21 protein-coding genes and 3 pseudogenes are annotated in these 22,803 nt (G+C 69.2%); 10 read left to right on the plus strand and 14 right to left on the minus strand.

Annotated features, from left to right (window positions below; all coding sequences use genetic code 11):
• Positions 1–912 precede the first annotated feature (912 nt).
• Positions 913–1,089, minus strand: a complete 177-nt coding sequence (locus QQY66_RS24810; RefSeq protein ID WP_301982522.1) for a hypothetical protein — start codon at positions 1,087–1,089, stop codon at positions 913–915.
• Between the two features lie 7 nt (positions 1,090–1,096).
• Between QQY66_RS24810 and QQY66_RS24815 the strand changes: the two genes are divergently transcribed.
• A complete protein-coding gene (locus tag QQY66_RS24815) occupies positions 1,097–1,831 on the plus strand; it encodes an LAETG motif-containing sortase-dependent surface protein (RefSeq protein WP_301982523.1) in 735 nt (244 codons plus the stop codon).
• 323 nt (positions 1,832–2,154) lie between these two features.
• Here QQY66_RS24815 and metG read toward each other — a convergent pair whose 3' ends face one another.
• Both metG and QQY66_RS24825 read right to left on the minus strand, forming a co-directional pair.
• Positions 2,155–3,873, minus strand: a complete 1,719-nt coding sequence (metG, locus tag QQY66_RS24820; RefSeq protein ID WP_301982524.1) for a methionine--tRNA ligase — start codon at positions 3,871–3,873, stop codon at positions 2,155–2,157.
• 154 nt (positions 3,874–4,027) lie between these two features.
• The gene (locus QQY66_RS24825; protein ID WP_301982525.1) at positions 4,028–5,392 is read right to left on the minus strand and encodes a VWA domain-containing protein; all 1,365 of its coding nucleotides are present in this window, start codon (positions 5,390–5,392) and stop codon (positions 4,028–4,030) included.
• Between the two features lie 271 nt (positions 5,393–5,663).
• Here QQY66_RS24825 and QQY66_RS24830 point away from each other — a divergent pair, with 271 nt between their 5' ends.
• The gene (locus tag QQY66_RS24830) at positions 5,664–7,733 is read left to right on the plus strand and encodes a PhoX family phosphatase (RefSeq protein ID WP_301982526.1); all 2,070 of its coding nucleotides are present in this window, start codon (positions 5,664–5,666) and stop codon (positions 7,731–7,733) included.
• Between the two features lie 106 nt (positions 7,734–7,839).
• On the opposite strand, the gene QQY66_RS24835 is transcribed toward QQY66_RS24830, so the two are convergent.
• Complete coding sequence (locus QQY66_RS24835) at positions 7,840–8,058, minus strand: hypothetical protein (protein WP_301982527.1); 219 nt, start codon at positions 8,056–8,058, stop codon at positions 7,840–7,842.
• 134 nt (positions 8,059–8,192) lie between these two features.
• Positions 8,193–9,137, minus strand: coding sequence for a LysR family transcriptional regulator (locus QQY66_RS24840; protein ID WP_301982528.1), 945 nt, complete (start codon positions 9,135–9,137; stop codon positions 8,193–8,195).
• A 185-nt stretch (positions 9,138–9,322) separates the two neighbouring features.
• On the opposite strand from QQY66_RS24840, the gene snpA reads away from it, so the two are divergent.
• Positions 9,323–9,997: a snapalysin gene (gene snpA / locus QQY66_RS24845; protein WP_301982529.1), complete on the plus strand. Its 675-nt coding sequence runs from the start codon at positions 9,323–9,325 to the stop codon at positions 9,995–9,997.
• Positions 9,998–10,153: 156 nt separating this feature from the next.
• Here the strand turns inward: snpA and QQY66_RS24850 are convergent, their stop codons facing one another.
• Both QQY66_RS24850 and QQY66_RS24855 read right to left on the minus strand, forming a co-directional pair.
• On the minus strand, positions 10,154–12,091 hold the full coding sequence (locus QQY66_RS24850; protein ID WP_301982530.1) for an FUSC family protein: 1,938 nt from the start codon (positions 12,089–12,091) through the stop codon (positions 10,154–10,156).
• Between the two features lie 28 nt (positions 12,092–12,119).
• Positions 12,120–13,118, minus strand: a complete 999-nt coding sequence (locus QQY66_RS24855) for an endonuclease/exonuclease/phosphatase family protein (protein WP_301982531.1) — start codon at positions 13,116–13,118, stop codon at positions 12,120–12,122.
• 148 nt (positions 13,119–13,266) lie between these two features.
• On the opposite strand from QQY66_RS24855, the gene QQY66_RS24860 reads away from it, so the two are divergent.
• Together QQY66_RS24860 and QQY66_RS24865 are read left to right on the plus strand one after the other, a co-directional pair.
• Positions 13,267–13,464, plus strand: a complete 198-nt coding sequence (locus QQY66_RS24860) for a hypothetical protein (protein ID WP_301982532.1) — start codon at positions 13,267–13,269, stop codon at positions 13,462–13,464.
• A gap of 31 nt (positions 13,465–13,495) precedes the next feature.
• Positions 13,496–13,882 (plus strand): hypothetical protein, encoded by a 387-nt coding sequence (locus tag QQY66_RS24865; RefSeq protein WP_301982533.1) that lies wholly within the window; start codon positions 13,496–13,498, stop codon positions 13,880–13,882.
• Positions 13,883–13,961: 79 nt separating this feature from the next.
• Here the strand turns inward: QQY66_RS24865 and QQY66_RS24870 are convergent.
• The 3 genes and pseudogenes from QQY66_RS24870 to QQY66_RS24880 all read right to left on the minus strand — a co-directional run.
• A pseudogene (locus tag QQY66_RS24870) lies at positions 13,962–14,099 on the minus strand (endonuclease/exonuclease/phosphatase family protein); the annotation flags it as partial.
• A 113-nt stretch (positions 14,100–14,212) separates the two neighbouring features.
• Positions 14,213–14,669, minus strand: a pseudogene (locus tag QQY66_RS24875) (IS630 family transposase); the annotation flags it as partial.
• A gap of 1 nt (position 14,670) precedes the next feature.
• Entirely contained in the window at positions 14,671–15,309 is a 639-nt protein-coding gene (locus tag QQY66_RS24880) for a LysE family translocator (protein ID WP_301982535.1), read from the minus strand.
• A 406-nt stretch (positions 15,310–15,715) separates the two neighbouring features.
• Here QQY66_RS24880 and QQY66_RS24885 point away from each other — a divergent pair, with 406 nt between their 5' ends.
• Positions 15,716–16,690, plus strand: a complete 975-nt coding sequence (locus tag QQY66_RS24885) for a DMT family transporter (RefSeq protein ID WP_301982536.1) — start codon at positions 15,716–15,718, stop codon at positions 16,688–16,690.
• Positions 16,691–17,772: 1,082 nt separating this feature from the next.
• Here QQY66_RS24885 and QQY66_RS24890 read toward each other — a convergent pair.
• Both QQY66_RS24890 and QQY66_RS24895 read right to left on the minus strand, forming a co-directional pair.
• Positions 17,773–18,447 (minus strand): trans-aconitate 2-methyltransferase, encoded by a 675-nt coding sequence (locus QQY66_RS24890; RefSeq protein ID WP_301982537.1) that lies wholly within the window; start codon positions 18,445–18,447, stop codon positions 17,773–17,775.
• A 157-nt stretch (positions 18,448–18,604) separates the two neighbouring features.
• Complete coding sequence (locus QQY66_RS24895) at positions 18,605–18,886, minus strand: hypothetical protein (RefSeq protein ID WP_301987776.1); 282 nt, start codon at positions 18,884–18,886, stop codon at positions 18,605–18,607.
• Between QQY66_RS24895 and QQY66_RS24900 the strand changes: the two genes are divergently transcribed.
• Both QQY66_RS24900 and QQY66_RS24905 read left to right on the plus strand, forming a co-directional pair.
• The gene (locus QQY66_RS24900; protein ID WP_367666992.1) at positions 18,873–19,592 is read left to right on the plus strand and encodes a DUF5753 domain-containing protein; all 720 of its coding nucleotides are present in this window, start codon (positions 18,873–18,875) and stop codon (positions 19,590–19,592) included. The genes QQY66_RS24895 and QQY66_RS24900 overlap by 14 nt on opposite strands.
• Complete coding sequence (locus QQY66_RS24905; RefSeq protein ID WP_301982540.1) at positions 19,589–19,780, plus strand: DUF397 domain-containing protein; 192 nt, start codon at positions 19,589–19,591, stop codon at positions 19,778–19,780. The genes QQY66_RS24900 and QQY66_RS24905 overlap by 4 nt, the downstream gene beginning before the upstream one ends.
• On the opposite strand, the gene QQY66_RS24910 is transcribed toward QQY66_RS24905, so the two are convergent.
• On the minus strand, positions 19,777–20,565 hold the full coding sequence (locus tag QQY66_RS24910; RefSeq protein WP_301982541.1) for an alpha/beta fold hydrolase: 789 nt from the start codon (positions 20,563–20,565) through the stop codon (positions 19,777–19,779). The two genes, QQY66_RS24905 and QQY66_RS24910, sit on opposite strands and share 4 nt — an antisense overlap.
• 76 nt (positions 20,566–20,641) lie before the next feature.
• On the opposite strand from QQY66_RS24910, the gene QQY66_RS24915 reads away from it, so the two are divergent.
• Positions 20,642–21,976 (plus strand): PLP-dependent aminotransferase family protein, encoded by a 1,335-nt coding sequence (locus tag QQY66_RS24915; RefSeq protein ID WP_301982542.1) that lies wholly within the window; start codon positions 20,642–20,644, stop codon positions 21,974–21,976.
• Here the strand turns inward: QQY66_RS24915 and QQY66_RS24920 are convergent.
• Positions 21,879–22,256 (minus strand): annotated as a pseudogene (locus QQY66_RS24920) (hypothetical protein); the annotation flags it as partial. The gene QQY66_RS24915 and the pseudogene QQY66_RS24920 overlap by 98 nt on opposite strands.
• A gap of 195 nt (positions 22,257–22,451) precedes the next feature.
• Between QQY66_RS24920 and QQY66_RS24925 the strand changes: the two are divergent.
• Complete coding sequence (locus tag QQY66_RS24925) at positions 22,452–22,778, plus strand: SH3 domain-containing protein (protein ID WP_367666993.1); 327 nt, start codon at positions 22,452–22,454, stop codon at positions 22,776–22,778.
• Positions 22,779–22,803: the final 25 nt, after the last annotated feature.

The following is a 22,803-nucleotide window of genomic DNA, read 5'->3' on the forward strand; positions in this document are numbered from 1 at the left end:
CCGCCTACGATCCGTCAGCAGGGCGGCACGCCACGAGACCGTGGGAGGCTGCGGGGATGCAGGAGCGGCAGTGGATCACCCCTCGCCGGAGCGAACTGGACGCCCTCGCCGAGCAGTTGGCCAAACAGCTTTCAGGAAGTCCAGGTCGAGCGGGACGAACTGGCGATCGCGGATCAGCGACTGCGCTGGTGCGGGCCCTGCTGGTGCTGACGAAGCGGGAATTCGCCCGCTGACGGACGACCTTGTCGGTGGACTACCGCCCCCGGACCTGCCCGAGCCTCCCGACGCCTACGCACACCAGGCCGACTGACGTGCAGTCTTCACGATGCACCGGGCTCAGTGCCGTGTAGTTGGGCGTGGGGCCGGCGCCAAGCGGTGTGAAGCACAGGCGGAAGCGAGATCGGCCTGAGCCATGCCGAGGCGGATCTGTGCGTGGAGGCGTCGGCGGTACAGGGGCGACGAGGCATGGTGCACGGCGACGGACGCGTGAGTGGCCGTGTCGTCGCGTGGCGTTGGACGGCCAATCGCTGAGAGCCACACCATCGGCACGAAACCCCGCTGGAGCCGTCTCAGCCGTTCAACTCCAGGAGGAGCGTGAACGTGACGTTTCCCATAGAGAAATCACAAGGCTGAGGGCAACTGCACCTTTCACCATGATTCGCTGCCTTCGGACTGGTAATGGTCGGGCAATGCTCAGGTAATGGTCAGAATCCACCCACGGCGGGCGTCTGCGCTCCCCTTCGCGCGGACTTACGATCAACCCCTGCCGCGCCGCGTGCCCCCACCACCGCGACGGCCTCTGGTCTTCTTCTCTTCCGCAGATAGAGGTCTCATGAAGTTTCGCCGTGCCCTGGTGGCGGTCGCGACGACCGCTGCCGTTGCCCCTGCCGCGTTGACAATGGCAACCGTGGCCTACGCCGATGACGGCTCGACATCGGCACCCCCCACCGCGAGTGCCAGCCCCTCCGCCACCGCGAGTGCCACGGCATCCGCGTCCGCGAGCGCCACGGCTTCCCCGTCCGCGAGCGCGTCCGCATCCGTCGGTGCCTCGGCTCCGGTTGCCTCCCCCTCGGCCGTGCCGAGCAGCACGCCGTCCGTGGAGCCGACCGATCTCGCGTTCTGCGAAGACCAGAACCCGAACTACAAGGCCACCCTGCGGATCGCGCTGAGCGGCCTGCCTGGCAAGATCGTGAGGGGCAGCGGTTGGCACCCGTTCAAGATGACGGTGACCAACCCGTCGAAGAACGCCATCACGGACATCGCGCTCGCCGCGGGTGTCGGTCCGCTGGAGAGCGACGACCCGTTCACGCTCAAGCAGGCCGTACTCCAGGCGTACGACCCGGACGCGAAGCAGTGGTTCAACGTTACGGACGACGGCAAGTACGCCCTCGGCTCCCTGGGCCCGGGGGACCTGCCCGGCAACACCACGGTCGACCTCAGCTTCCGGCTGAACGTCACGGCCAAGGCCCCGGTCGGTAAGGCCCTCACCATCGGCCTGGGCGTCTACCCGGACACACAGAACAACTGCGAGGCGACGGGCTCCGCCGTCTACAAGGTCGACATCGTCAAGCCGGGTACCAAGACCACCGGCTCCAAGCCGGTCCCGCAGACCGGCGGCGAGGCCCCGCTGCCGTCCAAGGCCCCGGCCAAGAGCGGCACTTCCCACGTCGTCCCGGTGTCGGACACGACTGCGGCCAGCGGCTCGCTGGCCCACACCGGTGCCTCCTCTGCGCTCCCGCTGATCGCCGGCATCGGTGGTGCGACCGTGGTGGTCGGCGCCGGCGCCATGTTCGTCGTGCGTCGCCGCAAGTCGGGCGGCGCCGCGGCCTGATGCCGTAACGAGGCCGCGAACCAACCGGGGGCCCGCATCCGCAAGTCGGTGCGGGCCCCTTCCGTAACCGGGCCGGCTTGTCCAGCGCCCTGAACACCGCCCGCAGTTCCTCGTCCCGACCGTCACTCTCCAGGGAGGACAAGGCGATGAGGTGGCTGGGAGCGGCCTCCCTGTCCGTCCCATATACCTGAACCGCATCCGCGAGGGATTCTCCGCACTCGGACGGTGACTTTCCCGTCACCCCTGTCCCGCGCCTGACTGAAGACATAGGCAGCGAAAGGGCCCGGAACCATTCGGTTCCAGGCCCTTCTGCCGTATGTGCCTTACGCAGCCGACTCCCCGCCGAAGCGCTCCTTGTACGCCAGCAGGTCCTCGTCCGTGAGCTTGGCGAAGAGGACCGGGGGGACGGTGAAGGGCGTGCCGGCGGGGACCGTGGTGAGGGACCTCGCCTCGTCGGGGCTCACCCACGTCGCGGTGTCGTCGCCGAGCGAGAAGGCCCCTCGCATCGTCTTCGCCGACGTCGGGATGAAGGGCTCCGAGACCACCGAGTAGAGGTGGATCAGGTTCATCGCGGTGCGCAGGGTCAGGGCCGCCCCCTCCTTGTCGGTCTTGATCTCCAGCCAGGGGGCCTTCTCCTCGAGGTACGAGTTGCCGGCCGACCACAGGGCACGGAGGGCGGCCGTCGCCTTGCGGAACTGGATGGCCTCCATCTGCTCCTCGTACTCGGTGAGCAGGCGGGCGATCTCCTCGCCGAGCTTCGCCTCCGCCTCGCCGGGCTCCGCGCCCGCCGGGACCTCGTCGCCGAAGCGCTTCTTCGAGAAGGAGAGGACTCGGTTGACGAAGTTGCCGAGGGTGTCCGCCAGGTCCTTGTTCACCGTGGCCGTGAAGTGCTCCCAGGTGAAGGACGAGTCGTCCGACTCCGGGGCGTTGGCCATCATGAAGTAGCGCCAGTAGTCGGCGGGGAGGATCTCCAGGGCGTCGTGCGTGAAGACGCCTCGCCGCTGCGACGTGGAGAACTTGCCGCCGTAGTAGTTCAGCCAGTTGAAGGCCTTGATCACGTCGACCTTCTTCCACGGCGCGCGGGTGCCCAGCAGGGTTGCCGGGAACATCACGCTGTGGAAGGGGACGTTGTCCTTGCCCATGAACTGCGTGTACTGGACGTCCGCGTCCGACTTCCACCACCAGGAGCGCCAGTCGCGGTTCTCCGGGTCCTGGTCCGCCCACTCCTTCGTCGAGCCGATGTACTCGATCGGGGCGTCGAACCAGACGTAGAAGACCTTGCCGTCGGCGGCCAGCTCCGGCCAGGTGTCGGCCGGGACCGGGACGCCCCAGTCGAGGTCGCGGGTGATCGCGCGGTCGTGCAGACCCTCCGTGAGCCACTTGCGGGCGATGGAGGACGCCAGGATCGGCCAGTTGTCGGCGCGCTCGTCGACCCATGCCTCGACCTCGCCGGCCAGGGCCGACTGGAGGAGGAACAGGTGCTTGGTCTCGCGGATCTCCAGGTCGCTGCTGCCGCTGATCGCGGAGCGCGGGTCGATCAGGTCGGTCGGGTCCAGGACGCGGGTGCAGTTCTCGCACTGGTCGCCGCGGGCCTTGTCGTAGCCGCAGTGCGGGCAGGTGCCGATGATGTAGCGGTCCGGGAGGAAACGGCCGTCCGTGTTCGAGTACACCTGGCGGATGGCTCGTTCCTCGATGAAGCCGTTCGCCTTCAGCTCGCGGGCGATCTCCTGGGTGATCTCGCGGTTCTGGGGGGAGGAGCTGCGGCCGAAGTAGTCGAAGGCCAGCTGGAAGCCGTCGTAGATCGCCTTCTGCTGGTCGTGTGCCCGCGCGCAGAACTCGTCGACCGGGAGGCCCTCCTCCTTGGCGGCCAGCTCGGCGGGGGTGCCGTGTTCGTCCGTCGCGCAGATGTAGAGGACGTCGTGGCCGCGCTGGCGCAGGTAGCGGGAGTAGACGTCCGCCGGGAGCATGGACCCCACCATGTTGCCCAGGTGCTTGATCCCGTTGATGTACGGAAGGGCGCTGGTGATGAGGTGTCGAGCCATTGCGGGCTGCTCCCGGGTCGCTACATGGAGTGACGGTTTCGGTGCGTTTCGACCGTCTACGAACCTTGAAATCGTAGCTGACTGATATGGGGCGCCCGCCTCCCGTTTTACGGGGTGACGGGCACCCCGTGGGATGCCGGGTGCGGTGCCGCCGTTACGGGCGCCAGTTCGCCAGTACGCCCTCGTAGAACTCCGTGTCCGTGAGTTCCTTCGGGGTGGGTCCCGCGTGGAAGAAGGCCGTGTTCTCGGTCTTCAGTTTGCGGAGGTAGTCGAAGGCCTTGTTGTCGTGCTCCCCGAAGGCGACGAAGGAGAAGAAGAGGGCGGGGTGGGTCTTCGCCGCTTCGGTGAGGGACTGGGTGGCCGGGGTTTTCGCGTCCGGGGCGCCGTCGGTCTGGAAGATGACGAGGGCGGGGAGGGTGGTGCCGGACTTGGTGTAGTGGGTGGTGATTTCTTCTACTGCGGCGTGGTAGCTCGTACGGCCCATGCGGCCGAGGGACGCGTGCAGGTCGTCGATCTTGGTGGTGTGGTCGGGGAGGGTGAGGTCGCCGGTGCCGTCCACTTCCGTGGAGAAGAAGGTGACGTGGACGGTGGCGTCCGGGTCGAGGTGGGCGGCGAGGGCGAGGGTCTGGTCGCCGAGGGCCTGGGCGGAGCCGTCCTTGTAGTACGGGCGCATGGAGGCGGAGCGGTCGAGGACGAGGTAGATCTTGGCCTGGGTGGTGGTGAGGTTGTGGTGGGTGAGGGTGGTTGCGGCTGCGGTGTAGGCCGTCTGCAGGGTGGTGGGCACGACGGCCTCCGGCTGCGGTTGCGGCTCCGGCTCGGCCTCGGCTTCGCCTTCGGCCGCGTCGTTCCCACCCGCACCACCCGTGCTGCTCTCGTCGTCGGCTGCGGGTGGCCCCTGTGGGGCGTCCTCGCCGTCGGCGGCGAGCGGTTCGTCCACCGCGGCAGCCACGGGCTCCGGCTCCTCGGCGACCGGCTCGTCCACGGTCGGCTCGGGGGCCTTCTCTTCGGCGGCCGGCTCTTCGGCTACCGCCTCTTCAGTCGGCTCCGGCTCCGCCACCGGCTCCACCGTCGGCTCATCAGCGACCGCCACCGGTTCCTCGGCCACCGGCTCGTCAGCCACGGGCTCCTCGACAACCGGCGGCTGCTCCACCACCGCTTCCTCGGCCGCCGGGGTCTCGATAACCGGCTCCTCGGCTACCGGCGTCTCAGTCACCGGCTCCTCGACAACCGACGCCTCATCCCCCGCCTCATCGACCGCCGTCTCCCCCATCGGCTCCGCCGGCCTCGGCACCGTCACGTTGTCGAAAGCGGCCGAGACCAGGTCGTGCTCGGAGTCGTCCGACGTGGAAGGGCGGGGTTCCGGGATGGAGGCGGTGGGGGGTGGGGTGGGGGTCGGTTCGGGGGAGGGGGAGGGGACCGTCGGTTCCGGTGTCTGCGAAGGTGTCGCACCCTCTGCTTCGGCTGTGCGGGCCTTTCGGCTGCGGCCGAACGCGTTCCGCAGGAGAGTGAGAATGCCCATGTACGCAACCCTTCGCGTGAGTTGATGCCCGCTAATCCCTGGCCAGGACGGACACGTAAGGTTAGCGGCCCCGGGTGGCGATCTTGGGGAGGGGCCGGGTCGGCGGGATGTCTTGAGTCAAGGGCCGGATCGGTCAAACATCCGCCGTGACCGCAACGGACGGACAGGCGCCTCCAGTTCACCTTTAGTTCACCGTGTCGCCCTGCTCCCGCACAAACATGCGCCTACCGTCCGTCACGCTGGTTTCAAGGGGAAGCAAGGGGAAAACAAAGTGCGCATTCCGCTGCCGCTCGTCAGAACGCCGTCCGATTCGCATCCCGGTGGCCGGTCGGCCATGACCTGTTTGTACCGGTGTGGGAACGCCTGCTTCCACGAGGTGCCCAACACCACCACCAACGAATACGTCGGCGACGTCATCCAGGGCGCCCTCAGCCGCCGTTCGGTGATGCAGGCCGCCGCCGTCGTCACGGTGGCCGCCGCCGCGGGCACCGCCGTCACCGGCGCCGTCGCTCCGGAGGCCGCAGCCGCCACCCAGGCCAAGAGGCACGGCTCCTTCTCCAAGGGTGCGCGCGGGCTTCGTTTCACCGCCGTCGCCCCCAACACCAACGACGTGGTGACCGTTCCTGACGGCTACGCCCAGAACGTCGTCATCCGCTGGGGCGAGCCCATCCTGCGCGGCGCCCCCGCCTTCGACCCGGACAACCAGACCGCCAAGGCCCAGGCCGGTCAGTTCGGGTACAACTGCGACTTCCTCGCGCTGCTGCCCCTCCCGGGCGAGTGGAACCGGCAGATCCTCGTCGCCAACCATGAGTACACCGACGAGGTGCTCATGTTCCGTGGCTACGACGCCGCCAACCCGACCAAGGAGCAGGTCGAGATCGCCTGGGCCGCGCACGGGCTCTCCGCCGTCGTCGTCGAGGGCGACCGGAAGACCGGCAAGCTCAAGCCCGTGCCCCGGCACCCGCTCAACCGTCGCGTCACCGCCACCACCGAGTTCAAGATCACCGGTCCCGCCGCTGGTTCCGACCTGCTGAAGACCTCCGCCGACCCGACCGGCACCAAGGCGCTCGGCACCCTCAACAACTGCGCCGGCGGCACCACCCCGTGGGGCACCACGCTGCACGGCGAGGAGAACTTCAACCAGTACTTCGCCAACTCCAGCCGTGCCACCGACAAGCGGTACGGCATCGGCACCACCGCCTCCGAGCGCAAGTGGGAGCTCTTCGACAAGCGCTTCGACGTCGCCCAGGAGCCCAACGAGGTGCACCGCTTCGGCTACGTCGTCGAGCTCGACCCGTACGACCCCACCTCCAAGCCGCGCAAGCACACCGCCCTCGGCCGCTTCAAGCACGAGGGCGCGACCGTGCGGCTCACGGAGGACGGCCGTCCGGTCGTGTACTCCGGTGACGACGAGCGCTTCGACTACTTCTACAAGTTCGTCGGCAGCAAGCGGATGAAGAAGGGGTCGAGCAGGGCGGTGCGCGAGCACAACCTCTCGCTGCTCGACGAGGGCACGCTGTACGTCGCCAAGCTCAGCGGCGACTCGCCCGCCATCGAGATCGACGGCACCGGCAAGCTCCCCAGCGACGGCGAGTTCGACGGCTCCGGCGTGTGGATTCCGCTGGCGACGGCCACCGCCGACGGGGCCGAGAGCCACGTCGAGGGCATGACCGCCGAGGAGGTCTTCGTCTTCACGCGGCTCGCCGGTGACAAGGTCGGCGCCACCAAGATGGACCGGCCCGAGGACATCGAGCCCAACCCGCACACCGGCAAGGTGTACGTGGCGCTCACCAACAACTCCAACCGCGGTACCGGCACGAACGCCAAGGCGGACGAGGCCAACCCGCGCAACGCCAACAAGCACGGCCACGTCCTGGAGCTGACCGAGCGCTGGAACCGTGCCGACAGCACCAGGTTCGCCTGGTCGCTGTTCCTCGTCGCGGGCGACCCGAACGACCCGGCCACCTACTTCGCCGGGTTCCCGAAGAACAAGGTCAGCCCGATCTCGTGCCCGGACAACGTCGCCTTCGACAGGTACGGCAACCTGTGGATCTCCACCGACGGCGCCCAGCTCGGCTACCACGACGGTCTCTTCGGCGTAGCTACGCGCGGTGACCGGCGCGGTGAGCTGAAGCAGTTCGCGACGATGCCGATCGGCGCGGAGACCTGCGGTCCGGTCATCCAGGACCGGCGCGTTCTGGTCGCCGTACAGCACCCGGGCGAGAAGGACGGCGCCAGCGTGGAGAAGCCGGCCAGCACCTGGCCCGACGGACCCGGCAAGCTCGTCCGCCCGTCGGTCGTGGCGGTGTGGCGCAAGGACGGCTGCGACATCGGCGTCTGAGGAGCCTGAAGCGTCTGAGGCGCCTGGCGCCTGATCGCACCCGTACGCATACGTATGCGGGCCGCTCTCTTCACGAGAGCGGCCCGCATCCGTCTGTCCGTACAGCTCAGGGAGCCGTCACGCAGTTCACGGCCGGAAGCTCGGCCGGGGCCGCGAGGCCGGTGGGGTCGAGCAGGGCGGCCGGGTCGACGAGTCCGGTGACGGCGCCCGGGGCCTCGGTGAGGCAGGTGACGGCGGCCGACGGGTCCGGCACGGCGGTGGCGGCCGGGGCCGCGGCTCCGGCGAGGGCCAGGGTGCCGAGGAGGACGGAGGCGGTGCGACGCATGGAAAATCCCCTTATCGGGAGGGCGGTTGAACAGGATTGATCATTACCTGTACGCGCCCCTGAACTCGCCCTGCGTCACTCGCACGAGAACGACGTAACGATTCACCGCCTGCACGGAGTTGACCAGGCCGGTGTCACGGCAGCGCCGGGACCGGTGGCCGGCCCGCGCCGTCGCGTTCCAGCCACTCCCGGTACGTCGGTGCCTCCCGCGCCGCCTCCCGGTACGCCTGCTCCAGCGCGGGATACACGCCGTCGAGGTCCGTCTCGGTGCGGGCCGCGAGCATCAGCCGTACGCCGAGCGGGTCGCCGTACAGCCGTCGTACCGCCATCCCGGGGCGGGGCAGACAGGTCGGCTGGCAGACCGTGACGACCTCGCCGGTCGCGACCAGGGCGGCGGCCGTGTGGTAGTCGCCGTGCAGGACACGCGGGTTGACCCCGGCGGCGCGGAACATGCGCTGGACGGCATCCCATTCGCCGTCGACGGTGGGGTCGATCATCCAGCGGTCCCCGGACAGGTCGGTCAGATGGACGACCGGGTGCGCGGTCGCGGGATGATCGGCGGGCAGGGACACGAACTGCGGTTCGCGGGGGATCAGGACGCGCAGGCGCAGTTGCTCGGGGATGCGCAGCGGGCAGCCCTCGACCTCGTGGACGAAGGCGACGTCCAGCTGGCCGTCGGCGACCATGCGCAGCAGGGCGTTCGGGGAGACGTCCATGTGGAGGGTCGGTTCCTGGCCATGTGCGCGCAGCCGGCGCAGCCAGCCCGCCAGGGCCGCGCTCGCGGTGGAGCCCACGCGCAGCTGCGGTCCGCCGGTGGCGGCGGCGCGCGCATCGGCGACCAGGGAGCGCATGTCGGCCACGACCGGGCGGGCACGGCTGAGCACCAGCCGGCCCAGCGGGGTGGGCCGGCAGCCGCTGCGTTCCCGGGTGAACAGCGTGCCGCCCAGCTCCTGCTCGATCCGGCGCAGCTGGGTGCTGAGCGACGGCTGGGCGACGCCGAGCTGGCGGGCGGCCCGGTGCAGACTGCCGGTGTCGGCGATGGCGCACAGCGCGCGTAGATGTCTCACCTCGAGCTCCATGCCCTGGGAGACTAAGGCGGGAACACAGGTTCCACCAGACGCACAAATGGCTGCTGACGTACGCGAATTGGGCGCGGGGCAGGGTGCGCGATAGGACGGTGCTATCGCCGGTTGCCATCATCACAGCCGCGCCACAGGCGCCGAGACTCACCGATGACGACTCACCCCCCACCAAGGAGTCATCGATGCGTATCCGTACGTCTGTCATGGCCGCGGCAGCTTTCGGCCTCAGTGTCGCAACGGTCGGTCTGGGCACGGCGGTTCCGGCCGCCGCGGCCCCGGCCACCACCGCGGTCCCCGCCCACACCGGCTACACCGCGGCGTCCGCCGACGCCGACGCGAGCCGGGCCTTCTTCGAAGCCGTGCTGAAGTCGGTAGCCGAGAAGCGCGCCGCGCAGCCGAACGCCGCCGCGGCCGTCACCTACGACGCCTCCGCAGCGCCGACGTTCAGCTCCCAGATAGCCCGCAGCACGGAGATCTGGAACGGCGCGGTGTCCAACGTCCAGCTGCAGGAGGGCTCGAACGCCGACTTCACCTACCGGGAGGGCAACGACCCGCGCGGCTCGTACGCCTCGACCGACGGGCACGGCGGCGGCTACATCTTCCTCGACTACGCGCAGAACGAGGAGTACGACTCGACTCGCGTCACCGCGCATGAGACAGGGCACGTCCTTGGCCTGCCCGACCATTACGAGGGTCCGTGCAGTGAGCTGATGTCGGGGGGCGGGCCCGGGCCGTCCTGCACGAATGCCGTGCCGGATGCGAATGAGCGTGCGCGCGTGGAGCAGTTGTGGGCGAACGGGCTTGCTGCGGCGCTGGAGACGGCGATGAGTGACAAGTCCTTGAGCAAGTCCCGCTAGACGCTGTGCGGCTGCCGCGATAGGCCGTTGATCGTCTGCGGGTCTGTTGTGGCTGGTCGCGCAGTTCCCCGCGCCCCTTCGGGGCGCTGCCGAACCCACCCCCCACATGGGTGCGGGGCCGCTCTCCTGCACAGGGCGGTCCCGCACCCACCTGGGTCAGTGTGGGGAGGCGATGGCCCTGGCTGCCGCCACCTCCTGGCGCAGTGGCTCCAGGACGCTTCCCGAGGGTCCGGTCAGGTCTGTGCGGACCTCGTACAGGACGTCGATCTTTCGCAGGCCCTCGGCCAGCTCCCTCAGTTGCAGGGTCACTTGACCGACCTCGGTGGCCGACGGAGGGGCCGCTCCGTGCTTCACGCGCACCCGTGCCGCCGTCGTCACGTCGACGATCCGTTCCACGGCGACGACCAGTGGCCACCAGGCGGCGGCACGGCGGCCGGTGGGCGGGGGTTCGGTCAGGGCGCGCTGGAACTCCGTGCGGATGACGGAGAGGTCGCGGTAGAGGCGGCGGCGCATACGGGCGCGGGCGGCGGGGTCCTCGCTCTTCCCGAAGGCCGCCTCCACATACGTCGCCGTGTCCGCCACCGCGTCCGCGAGACGGTCGCCCACGCGCACGTGCCAGCTCTCCGGCCAGAGCAGATAGCCCGCGACCAGCGCGATCGCGCAGCCCATGAGGGAGTCGACGAGGCGGGGCAGCAGCAGGCCCGTTCCCTGGCGGTTGAGGACGTCGGAGAGGAGAAGGATCACCGGGGTGATGGCGGCGGTCTGATAGCCGTAGCCGCGTGGGGTGAGGGCGGGGATCAGCGGGGCGAGCAGCAGCATCACCGGTACGTCCCACCAGCCCCGCGGCACCTGGGAGAGCACCGCTGCCGCGACGACGAGTCCGGCGACCGTGCCGAGGGCCCGCAGCAGCGCCCGTGAGAAGACCGATCCGAAGTCGGGCTTGAGGACGAAGGTGATGGTGAGCGCCACCCAGTAGGAGCGCGGCACCGTGATGATCGACACCAGGACCTGGGCGAGGCCGATGCACAGGGCAAGGCGCAGGCCGTAGCGCCAGGAGTTGGCGGACAGGATCACGTTCCGTCCGGCCTGGGCGGCGCGGATGCGGAGGGCGGCCGGGCGGCCGAGGCGGTCGTCGATGCCGTGCGGGTCGATGTCCGGGGAGGTGACGACGGAGGCCGCGTGGCGCACGGCGTGGTTCATGGCGCGGTTCGTCTCGCTCACGGCCACCGGCAGGTCGAGCCCTATCGGGCCGGTGTAGCCGGTGTCGATGGCCTCCGCGACGTGACGGACCGCTGACGGAATCTCGGGCGGGAGCGGCTTTCCGGTCAGATGGGCCGCGGGGGCGGCCTCCACGACCGGCGTGATGGCGTTCAACTGGGCGAGCAGCCGGGCGAGTTCGGGGCTGCGGCCGTGGTGGCGGGTGCGCCGGGCGAGGACGAGGTCGTACGACTGGTTCAGCGACTGGGTGACGGAGTGGCGGGCGTCGTCGTATGCGTCGGGATCACCGGTCGCCGCCAGCAGTTCGGCCACCGTCCGGTACGTGTCCGCGACCGCCGTCCGCTCCGGCACCCCGCCCCGCAGCGGCCAGGCCAGCAGCGCGAGCAGCAGCACGAGGAGCCCGCCGCCGGACACCAGCGCCGGCGCCAGCCACCACTCGCCCGGCATCGGCAGACCGGCGCCCACCACGGAGTTGAGGAGCAGCAGCAGTCCCGATACGGAGGCGACCGCGCCGATCGTCGAGATCATCCCGGAGACGAGCGCGACGCCGGTGACGGCGGCGACCGCGAGCCAGCCGTGCCCGTGGACCAGCGAGCCGAGGGTGATGCCGACGGCGCCGAAGAGCTGGGGGACGGCGATGTTGAGGATCCGCATCCGGTAGGCGTCGGCGGTGTCGCCGATGACACCGGACAGCGCGCCCATGGAGGCGAGGGCGCCGTAGGCGGGCCGGTCGACGGCGAGGCCGATGGCGAGGGGCAGGGCCATGGCGAGGGCGGCGCGGGCGACGGCGGCCCAGTTGACGGGCGCCGGTTCGGACCGGAGGTTCCGGACCAGCCAGTCGGGGGGCGTCAGGCCGATGGGGAACTCTCGGGACATGGCCCCATTATGTTCGCCCCTGACATCCTCATCCCCGCTGGTGGAGCGTGATGTCGACCAGCAGCGACCGGTGGTCGGTGCCGGCGAGGTCCAGGAAGCGGGCCGTGCGCGCGGAGAAGTCCCGGGACAGCAGCACATGGTCGATCTGTGCGCCGAACGTCGGTGTCGTCCGGGTCGGCCAGCTGGGCGTGCGGTCGTCGCCGGTGAGCCGGGCCGCGTCGCGCAGCCCGGCGTCCAGGATGCGGCGGAAGGCGGCGTGGTCCTGGGAGGCGTTGAAGTCGCCGGCCAGGACGGTCGGGGTCTGCTCGTCGGCGCTCACGTAGTCGCGCAGGGCGCCCAGCTCCCGGCGCCATACGTCCGTCTGTCCGGGCAGCGGCGGCATCGGGTGCGCGAGCTGGAGCCGTACGTCGTGCCCGCGCACGTCGGCGACGGCGCCGGGCATCGCCATGGTGCCGGGCACCCCGTCGGTGCCCCTGAGCGGGAAGCGGCTGAGGATGACCGATCCCTCGGAGCCTCCGGCGATCACGGCCTCGCGGTGCGGATAGCCGTCGGCGAGGTCGCGCTTGAGCACCGCGTCGCAGGCGAAGTCGCACTCCTCCACGAACACGATGTCCGGCTTGTCGCGTCGTACGGTCTCGACGAGGGCGCCGGTGGCCTGCCCGAACTCGACGTTCGAGGTGAGCACGCGGAACGAGGCGAGGACGGGCCCGGCCGGCTGGGCGCTCTTGCCGTACGGCTCGATGAACCACGCCAGCAGACCCAGCAGGACGACGCCCCACACTGCCCCGACCCACCACCGCGTGAGCACGGTGAGCAGTAGCCCGAGACCCGTGGGCACGAGCAGCCAGGGCAGGAAGGCGAGGAACTGCGGGACAGGCGTGATGCCGTCGGTGTCGGCGACCCGGCAGCCCACGACGACACTGACTCCGGCGAACAGCAGCACGGCGAACCAGACGCCGGGACGCCGGGCGCCTCGTCGCTCGCTTCCGTCACGGTTGACCGTCCACTCGGCAGCCGCTGTGTCCAACGCCCGGCCTTCCGCTCGCGGATGGGATGCCCGAATCCTCCCTCAAAGACGGGGGCCGTGGGTGGAAGGTTGCGCCGAGTGGGAGGGGTCCCGGAGGTGCGGGCGCATGATGTGGCGCCGGTCATCGAGTGGAAGAGGGAGCTCCGACATGACGCCCGTACAGGTCGACTGGTTGACCCTGCTGCTTGCGCCTTTCGCCCTCGTCGGGCTGTTGGTCGCCTTCCCGGCCATACGTTCGGCGATCAAGAGCGGTGAGCCGGCGCCGGGCTGGGCGAAGGCCGTCCAGGGGGTGGCGATCACATGCGCGCTGCTCATCGCCCTTCTGAACGTGACGAGGAGCTCGTGACGCCCGGGAGGCGTCAGGAGGTCGCGCAGTCGTGATCACTCGAAGTGGGCTCGTCTGCTTCTGGATCGGCGCAGGGTTGATCCTGTGCTGCACGACGGCGTCGCTGTGGGTGGCCCAGACGCAGCTCGGCCGATACCCGACCTGGCAGGTGGCTGTCGGCTTCGGCGTCGGCTCGTTCGTCCTGTGCCTGATCCTGCTGGCGAACAGGTATCGGGGCCAACGACAACTCATGGCGGGTGTGTGGCAGTCGATATCCCTCATCGATGTCACCGTCATGCTCGCCCTGCTGGCCAACTGGGGTTTCGTCGCGCTTCAACTGGTCGGGGAGCACGGCCGGGCCTGGCATGCGGTACCGATCGGCCTGTACTTCGTCGGCATCACGCTCATCTACATGTTGGGCGACTATCCGCCCGGCTGAGCATCCATCAGCCGTCCACCGACACCACCCGGGTCAGCAGCGTGCACAGCAGCCCGGGCCCCGTGGGCACGAGCAGTCAGGGCCGACATGCGAGGAACTGCGGGACCGGGGTGATGCCATCGGTGTCGGCGAGCCGGCAGCCGACGACGACGCTGACTCTGGTCTGTCGCTCGCGTCCGTCTCCGAAAACGGTCCACTCGGCAGCCTTGGTGTCCAATGCCCGGCCTTCCGTACGCGGGTGGGGTGGCCGATTGCTCCCTCAAAGTCGGGAGCTGTGAGGGGAAGGTTGCAGTCGGACCGGGCCTCGGTGCGCTCGCTTCTAGTGCCGCATCAGGCAACGTTCGCCCTGTTCACGACCTCGCGGAGGCGTTGGCCGGAGGCGTATTTGTTCCGCCAGATGATGTAGCGGCGGATCACGCTTCCCTGCTCCTTGTGGCTGGCGTGGTCGGTGCCATCAAGAGCGAAGTAGCGCAGGGCGGTGAACTGGGCCTCGATCCGGTTGCGCCAGGAGCTGTTGGTCGGGGTGTAGACGATCTCCACGTTGTTCGCCGCCGTCCAGGTCGCGACCCGCTGGCACCGCTTCGTCGTCAGGTGCGGGGAGTAGTTGTAGCAGACGATCGCAGCGCGTACGTCCATCGGGTGCAGCGAGCGCAGGAAGGTGCGGGCGGGTGTAGGTCGCCCGGCGTCGGGGCCTCGGCTCGCGGTCGGGGTCCTTGTGCCGTCCGCCGCGTCCGGCCCATTGCCGGCCGGGGTGGGGCTGAAGGTTGAGTGGCCCGAACTCGTCCAGGTCAGTTCGACGTTGTCGTGGTCGCCACGAGGAAGACCCCAAGCCCGGCCATGGTCGCGCCTCCTGTAGCCGTGACCACCTCGAGACGACGAGGCGAGCGGGAGAACCACGAGCGGGCGCTGCTGGACAGCAGGCTCCAGGCCGAGTGGCAGACCACGGCGATGACGGCGAAAGCGAACCCAAAGACGATCATTTGTAGCGGCACATGCCCGCTGGTTCGGTCCACGAACTGAGGCAGTGCCGAACTGAAGAAGATCACATTCTTCGGATTCGTCACCCCGACGACGAACCCGTCCCGCGCGGCAGGCAACGCTCTGCCGGGAGTCGCAGCTGCTCCGAAGCCAACGTGGCTGCGCCGCTGCCGGAACGCCTTCACCCCGAGATGCACCAGGTATGCGGCACCGATGAGCTTGATCACGCTGAACAACAGCGCCGACTGCTCCAGGAGCGCACCCAGGCCCAGCGCCACCCCGACCGCCTGGACGAAGGTCCCCATATCGTTGCCGACCACCCCGGCCAGCGCCGCCCGGCGGCCTTGCGCCAGCGCCCTGCCGATGACGAACAGCACACTCGGACCCGGAATTAGCGTGATCAGAAGAGCCGCGACAGAGAATGCAACAAGGCGATCTAACGGAACCACGAGCGGATCCTACGTCAGCCTCACATGCTCCGAGCTGAGTTGAGCGATGTATGGCGGGCGCACGCGTCCGGCTCGCTCGTCCCTGATACCGCCCGGTCGGCCGAAGTACTCGGTGGCTGATCGAGAGACTCGGCGCAGAAGGCTTCATGGCCGATCTCCGGGACTCCATCCTCCTTCGGATCGGGCTGCCCGTTGTTCGCTGGCTACAGTGGCGTATGGGACAGCGTGACGGTGTTTGCAACGGATCCTCGTCGGCGCCCCGGAAGACACCGTGGGGAATCAGCAGTAAGGGCTCGCAGAAGAACAACATGCAGGCGAGCGGCGCGTTGACCTAGGAGGTCGAGGCCCAGATCCACCAAGTTAATTATCTGCGATCCCTAACGCACTTGGGAGGGAAGGGACGGCAGTGCGGAGAGTCCGTTCGGCGTTATCCTCGATCTACCGGTCTCCGGTTCTACTGCTGTGTTTGGCCGCAGCTGGCTGGTCGGGCAACTTCGTGGTCGGACGGCTGATCCAAAGCACCGTCCCTCCGGTGAACCTGGCGTTCTTCCGCTGGCTCACCGCCACCGTCGTACTGCTCCCCTTCGGGATCCCCCGGCTCCGCCGCGACCTGCCGGTGCTGGTCCACCACAAGGGAACAGTGCTGCTGCTGGCGGCCGCTGGTGTGGCCGCCTACAACACGCTGATCTACGAGGGACTGCAAACCACCACGGCGATCAGCGCGCTGCTCATGCAATCGATCATGCCTGTGCTCATCCTGGCATTCGTCTTCGCCCTCTTCCGCGAGCGTCCCCAGATTTTCCAGCTGCTCGGACTCACGCTGTCCCTGGCCGGTGTGTGGGTGGTGGTGACCGAAGGCAGCCCCTTCGCCATCGACGCGCTCGCGCTGGGCGGAGGTCACGGATGGATCCTGCTGGGCGTGATCAGCTACGCGCTCTACACCACACTGCTGCGCCGGCGTCCGCCGGTGCACCCGCTGAGCCTGCTGACCGCCACGTTCGGCCTGGGCGCCCTCATGCTGGCGCCCCTGGCCGCCGCCGAAGCAGCCTCCGGGCGCTCCCTGCCCCTGACAACCGGCTCCCTCGCCGCAGTGCTATACGTCGCCCTGATCCCCTCCCTGCTGTGCTACTTCTGCTACAACCGGGGTGCCGAGTTGCTTGGCGCAGCCCGAGCTGGGCAGTTCCTGCATCTGATGCCGGTCTTCGGCGCTGCCCTTGCCTTTTTCTTCCTCGGCGAGCACATCCACGGTTTCCACCTCGCGGGCGCGGCTCTCATTGGCGCCGGCCTTACGATCGCCGCAGCCAAGCAACGCCCGAGCCACCACCGGCCTCCACTGGAGGAGAGCGACGCGGAAGGGCAGCCCGCACGGCACATCCGGTGACCGGCGCTCTGCCGTTCAGCCGCTGATGATCGCCTCCGAGCACCGAGAGGGGCGTCCGATGGCGATGCGCAGGCAGTCGGCTGGGAGGCCAGCGGCCCTCTTGCAGGACCGCGAAGAACATAGCGGGGGAAAGCCATCGAGGTCGAGGATGTCGTGGGCGGCGGCCGGGCTAGGGACTGACTTAGCTGACCCCGGCGCTTGAGCATGTGCGGCCGGTCGACGGCGTCGACTACGACCAGGTCGTCACCGAGCGGCTTCAGCCCTCGCCATTTCCTCCTCGTCGTAGACCAGCCAGGGCACCGCCCCCGGAGCCTTCAGCCACCCGCCCCCAACGCGGTAGGCAGATCACTCGGATGTCACGAGGAGCTGCGTCCAACTCCGTTGCGCTCCTCCGTCGTTCGGATGCGTAAGGAGTAACGGCTAGACCAAGCAGGTGATGTGCACACCTCCAGCGTGTCGCCCCGTAGTCCGGTCAACGCCTTGGTGCCGCCCGGCGCAGCAACCCAGTGATGTCACGACAGGGCGAACGTTGCCTGATGCGGCCCTAGGCCCCAGCTCCTGGGCGGCTGGGTGACGACGATCCGCCAGACCACCGAGCTGACCGCTGAGAACTTCCACGTCGAGCCATGCATATTGGTGTGCGGTATCTGGGCGGTGAACACGCCGCTCCCGTCACCGCACTGAGACCCGGCGGCGGTCTTTTCGGCGGCGTTGATGTTGAACCTGGAGGGGCCGGCGCATGTCCACATCACCGTGATGGATGAGGATTTCCCCGCGGACGCGGGCACCCCGCCCGCACCGCGCCCCGACCCCTTGTACAGCGTCTTCGACCCGACAGAGATCGGAGACTGGACCGGATCGGGAAGGCGGTGCGGGCTTGTCGGCGTCTGCCCCGGAGAGGCGGTCGCTCCGGTCCCCGTCGTGGCTTTCGCCGGAGGCGGCGTCGCCCGTGGTGGCGTTCGCCCGGGGGTGAGTGCCACCGGAACAGGCCGACACGAGCACCAGGGCCGACAAGCCAACGGTCGGCAGGGAAGGGCTTGATCCTCGGTTACCTGATGATGGTCAGGATGTGCAGGACTGCCTCACGCAGGGACGCGTGCACGCACCAAGAGTGTTCCCAGTTTTTTCGGGTCTGGGGCCTTGATGACCTGGGCGTCGATATCGGCGAAGCCGTGCTGCTTGAGGATGTCCGTCCACGTCTGGGGGGTGTACTGCCAGCGCAGTACGGTCAGTTCGCGCGTCCGGCCTTCGAGCCACTTGCCCCGCATTCGCTGGGGGCCGTAGGAGCCGGCGACCGGTTCGGCCTGTGAGAACGCGAAGACACCGCCCGGGGCCAGCCGCTTGAAGACGCACGGAAACAGGTCTTCGGGGTCCGTGAACCACACCGCGCCCCATACCGAATAGATCGCGTCGTACTCCGCAGGGGCAGACGAGAGGTAGGCGCATGCCTCGCCCTGGACGAAGGACAGCCCAGGAGTGCCGTTCCACCAGGCGCGGGCCCGTCCGACCTGGACGGGGGAGAAGTCGACGCCGGTCACCTCGACGCCGTGGCGGGCCAGGTGGGCGGCTTCCTTGCCCTCCGCCGGTCCGAGCTCCAGCGCTCGCCGCGGGCTGCCGAGGACTTCGCCCCCGGGCCCGTGCCCGGGGTACTGGGTCCAGTCGAACCGGTCGACCTGCGGCGCCGGTTGGGGGCCCTCGCCCTTGTAGGGCTTGTACTTGTCCCAGTACTCGGCCGGTGTCTTGGGCGCGTGGGACATGAAGCTCCTCGGGAGGGTGGAGTGACCGGTGTCCGTTGAGCTGGACACCGTATCGGGGCTCCCTCCCACGTGAGGGCGAATGACACCGTACTCACCCGGACACGCACGCGAAGGGGCCCGGGAGCGTCGTGACGCCCTCGGGCCCGACCGTTTTGGATCAGTGGCAGTTCGATCCCGGACTGCACGGCCCGCACTTGCCGTAGTCCCTCTCCCAGAGCTTCCAGTCCACGTCGAAGCCCGCGTCCGCGATGATCTGGGCGGTGCGCTCCACCGAGCCGTCGAACTTGAACTCGATCTCCGGGATGTGCTCCAGGAACCTTCCGTCGAAGTGCTCCGCGCAGAACTCGCGGTAGTTCTTCGTGTCCAGGATGAAGACGTGGACGGCCAGGTCGACCAGGCGGCCACAGCACATAGAGAGCGGGCACGTGACCGCACGCATCCTTGAGATTCGTGTACTGCTGGATGCGTACGGCGTTGATGATTCCGAAGTCCGCCACAGGCTGGAGGACTTGGCGAAGCGGTCCAATAACCGCGGCTGGTGGCTCGAACATGCAGAGCAGCTGCGGGCGGACTACCTCGATCACATTTCGCTGGAGGACGACGCGACCCACATTCGGGTGTGGGCACAGGCGCTGGTGCCAGGCTTGCTGCAAACGCCTGCCTATGCGCAGTCCGTCATCACGGCCAGTTCGATCTACGTTCCCCCGGAACGCGTGGGGCAGCTGGTCAAGGTGCGCGAGGCGCGGCAGGCGAAGATCGAAGAGGGCGGGGCGGCGTTCACGGCCATCATCTGGGAACCCGTGATCATTCACCCCCTGATGCCTGCCGAGATCCACCGAGAGCAGCTTGCGCGCATCCTTGAGGTCGGCGACAGGAAGAACACAACTGTTCAGGTTCTGCCTTTGAGCGCTGGAACACTCGCGGGAGAGATCTCCGCGTTCGCATCCTTCAGTTTCGACGCGGGGCCGATCGTGGAAGCGGTGACGTTGGAGAACCTTCGTGGCACGTCGATCCTTGAGGCGCCCGAGGATCTTGCGGCTTACACGCTTGCCTATGACCAACTACGATCGGCAGCGCTGGCACCGGAAGCGAGTGTGCAGCTCATTAGGCGCGCACTGCAAAGAAGCAAGGACGATGCATCGTGACTCCTGAGTCCATAGGCCCCTTCCGGAAGTCTTCGTACTCCGGGGCACAGGGCGACTGCGTCGAGGTCGCCGCGACCGCCACCGGCGGCCGTGCCGTACGGGACAGCAAGAACCAAAGCGGCCCCCACCTGCTCGTCGGCACCGACAGTTGGCACGCCTTCCTCACCGGCGTGAAGGACAGTCACTAGCAATCCAGCGCGTCGACCCGGGTCAGGAACTCCCGCAACGCCTCGTTGAATTCCGTCGGCCGCTCCAGGTTCGGCATATGGGCCGCCCCCTCCACGACCTTGAGCGTCGAGTCCGGCAGTGCCGCGTGCATCGCCTCCGCGTCCGCGACCGGCGTGTACTCGTCGTCGGCGCCGACCACCACCAGCGTCGGGACGGTGACGCGGGTCAGCAGGGTGCGGTAGTCGGGGCGTTCGGCCCGGCCGCGCAGGGCTGCTGCGGCGCCTTCCGGGGGCGTGGCCGTCATCATGCGGTGGACGTGGGTCTTGACCTGCGGTGCGGCGTACGGCGCGACCATCTTCTCCAGGACCTCGTCGGCGTATCCGCGCATGCCCTCGGCCAGCAGCCGGTCCGCCATCTCGTTGCGGACGGCCTTGCCCGCCGCCGTCTCCGCCGCCGGGAAGGTGTCCGCGAGGACGAGACCCCGGATGCGTTCGCCGAAGAGGCGGTAGCACTCCATCGCGATCTGGCCGCCCATCGAGAGGCCGGCCAGGACGAACTCCCGCACCTTCAGCTCGTCGAGCAGCGCCTCGATGTCGCGGGCGAAGTCGGAGAGCGGGGTGAGGCCGGGGACGACCGGGGAGGCGCCGTAGCCGCGCAGGTCGGGGGCGATGACCCGGCGGGAGGCGGAGAACGCCTCGGTCTGCGGGGTCCACATCGTGCGGTCGAAGGGGTGGCCGTGGACGAGGACGAGGGGGAGCAGGGAGGTATCCGCGCCTTTGTCCTCGTATGCAAGGAAGGGTGCCATGTGAATGACCCTAGATCCGGTCAACTCCTCGGTGCAATAAGATCTTTGCCCTCGGTGCAATCCTGGGAGGGGCCTGATGGACGACTACCGGCGTCTCGCCGACCGCATCGCCGACGACATCGCCGCCGGCCGCCTCCGTCCCGGCGAACGGCTGCCTCCGCAGCGCGTGTTCGCGCGCCGTCGCGGGATCGCCGGGTCCACGGCCGGGCGGATGTACGGGGAACTCGTGCGCCGGGGTCTGGTCGTCGGGGAGGTCGGGCGGGGTACGTTCGTCCGGGCGGCGCCTGTCATGTCGTACGGCCGTCAGCTCGTGGAGGCGGCGACCGCCGCGCCCGTGAATCTGGAGCTCAACTACCCCTCCGCGACCGGCCAGTCGGAGCTGCTCGCCCTCGCCCTCGCCCCGCTGCTGCGCCCCGATGTTCTGACGGAGGCCCTGCGTCCGGCGGCGGCCACCGGTACGGCTCCGGGACGGGAGGCGGCGGTCGGCCTGCTCGCCACCCCGGACTGGCGGCCTGACCCTGCTCGACTGCTCTTCACGGGCAACGCCCGTCAGGCCATCGCCGCCGCTCTTGCCTCGCTGGTCCGGCCCGGTGGTCGGGTCGGTGTCGAGCCGTTGACGTATCCGCTGGTCAAGGAGATCGCGGGACGGCTCGGCGTCACCCTGGTGCCGCTCGCCGCCGACGAACGCGGCCCGCTCCCCCAGTCGATCGCCGCCGCCCATCGCACGGCCCGCCTGTCCGCGCTCTATCTGCAGCCGACGCTGCACAACCCGACGTCGGTGACGATGGATGAGGCACGCAGGCGCGAACTCGCCGGTGTGGTGACCGACTTGGGCATTCCTGTCGTGGAGGACCGCATCTGGTCCTTCCTCAGCGATGCCGAGCCGTTCGCCGTGTACGTCCCCGAGCTGGCCCACGTCGTCGACGGCCTGTCCAAACGGGTCGCGCCCGGGCTCACCGTGGGATTTCTCGTCGTACCGCCGGAGCGGGTGGAGGCTGTGGCCGCCGCGATCCGGTCCGGGGGGTGGAGTGCGGGGCGGTTCGCGCTGGAGGCGGCCGAGCGGTGGTGCGCGGACGGGACGGTGGCGCGGCTGGTCGAGGGGAAGCGGGAGGACGCCGCGCGGAGGCAGCGGCTTGTCGCCCGGCACCTCGACGGGTTCGACATACGGTCCGATTCTCGCGCGTATTACGCCTGGTGGGAGTTGCCCTTGCCCTGGCGTGCGGACACCTTCACCGCCGCCGCGGCGGAGCACGGGATCGCGGTCACTCCCGGGCCCGCGTTCGCCGTGGACCCGGCGCGGACGCCGGACGCGGTCAGGCTCGGGCTCGCGTCCGTTCCTGAGCCCGATCTGGAGCGGGCGTTGGGGACGCTCGCCGACGTCGTACGAGGTGGCATGCGAGGGCCACGGTGAGGCCTAGGGCGACCAGGAGCCAGGAGACCGTGCGCAGGGTGGTGGTGAGGGCGTCGTAGACGGTGCCCGCGGCCGGGCGGTGGGCGTCCTCGGGCAGGTCGGCGAGGGTGAGGCGGCGGCCGATCTCGACGGTCAGGGCGAGGAACGCGCCGCCGAGTGCCGTGCCGAGGGCGGTCGCGGTGAGTGCGCGGCGGCGGCAGGCGGCGACTGCGATGCCGGTGATGGCGGACATTGCGGCGGTCATGGGGAGCCAGAAGGCTGCGACTTGGATCACGTGGAACACCTCGTCTGCGGGTTCGTCGTGGCTGGTCGCGCAGTTCCCCGCGCCCCTTTGGGGCGCTGCCGTGGGCGCACATCTTCAGACAAGGGCCTTCCGGCCGGGTGCGCGACCTCGCCGACTCCATACGGGGGCGCTCTCCGGTGGAGGGTTCACCCGATCGGGTGTCTCATGGTTCTGGGGAGAAGGAGGCCGATCATGCGCACCACCCCGGCCCTGCGGACCCTGGCCGTAGCCCTGCTGACCGGCGGAAGCCTCGCCGTCTCGACGGCGGGCGGCACGGCACACGCCGGCAGCGGAGGATCCTCCGGTCCGGTCTGGGGCACTGTCGTCTCCGCGACCAAGCTTGACCTGAGGCAGTCGCCGACCGTCCACTCGCACGTCGTCGCCCGGCTGGCACCGGGCAGTCAGGTCCGTATCGAGTGCAGGGTCGTCGGACAGAGCGTCAACGGAAACCCGTACTGGTACCGGCTCGTCGGCGTCCAGGCGTGGGCGAGCGCCGCCTTCGTCGACACCAACTGGTGACCGGGACCAACTGGTGACCGGGGGA

Source organism: Streptomyces sp. DG2A-72, assembly GCF_030499575.1.
Classification (GTDB): domain Bacteria; phylum Actinomycetota; class Actinomycetes; order Streptomycetales; family Streptomycetaceae; genus Streptomyces.

Coding starts and splice junctions, on each gene's coding strand:
- QQY66_RS24825 (WP_301982525.1), bottom strand. CDS start 5,392: ATGGGCATTCTCACTCTCCTGCGGAACGCGTTCGGCCGCAGCCGAAAG.
- QQY66_RS24835 (WP_301982527.1), bottom strand. CDS start 8,058: ATGCGTCGCACCGCCTCCGTCCTCCTCGGCACCCTGGCCCTCGCCGGA.
- QQY66_RS24860 (WP_301982532.1), top strand. CDS start 13,267: ATGACGCCCGTACAGGTCGACTGGTTGACCCTGCTGCTTGCGCCTTTC.
- QQY66_RS24890 (WP_301982537.1), bottom strand. CDS start 18,447: ATGTCCCACGCGCCCAAGACACCGGCCGAGTACTGGGACAAGTACAAG.
- QQY66_RS24895 (WP_301987776.1), bottom strand. CDS start 18,886: ATGCGTGCGGTCACGTGCCCGCTCTCTATGTGCTGTGGCCGCCTGGTC.
- QQY66_RS24915 (WP_301982542.1), top strand. CDS start 20,642: ATGGACGACTACCGGCGTCTCGCCGACCGCATCGCCGACGACATCGCC.
- metG (WP_301982524.1), bottom strand. CDS start 3,873: ATGGCTCGACACCTCATCACCAGCGCCCTTCCGTACATCAACGGGATC.
- QQY66_RS24910 (WP_301982541.1), bottom strand. CDS start 20,565: ATGGCACCCTTCCTTGCATACGAGGACAAAGGCGCGGATACCTCCCTG.
- QQY66_RS24840 (WP_301982528.1), bottom strand. CDS start 9,137: ATGGAGCTCGAGGTGAGACATCTACGCGCGCTGTGCGCCATCGCCGAC.
- QQY66_RS24850 (WP_301982530.1), bottom strand. CDS start 12,091: ATGTCCCGAGAGTTCCCCATCGGCCTGACGCCCCCCGACTGGCTGGTC.
- QQY66_RS24925 (WP_367666993.1), top strand. CDS start 22,452: ATGCGCACCACCCCGGCCCTGCGGACCCTGGCCGTAGCCCTGCTGACC.
- snpA (WP_301982529.1), top strand. CDS start 9,323: ATGCGTATCCGTACGTCTGTCATGGCCGCGGCAGCTTTCGGCCTCAGT.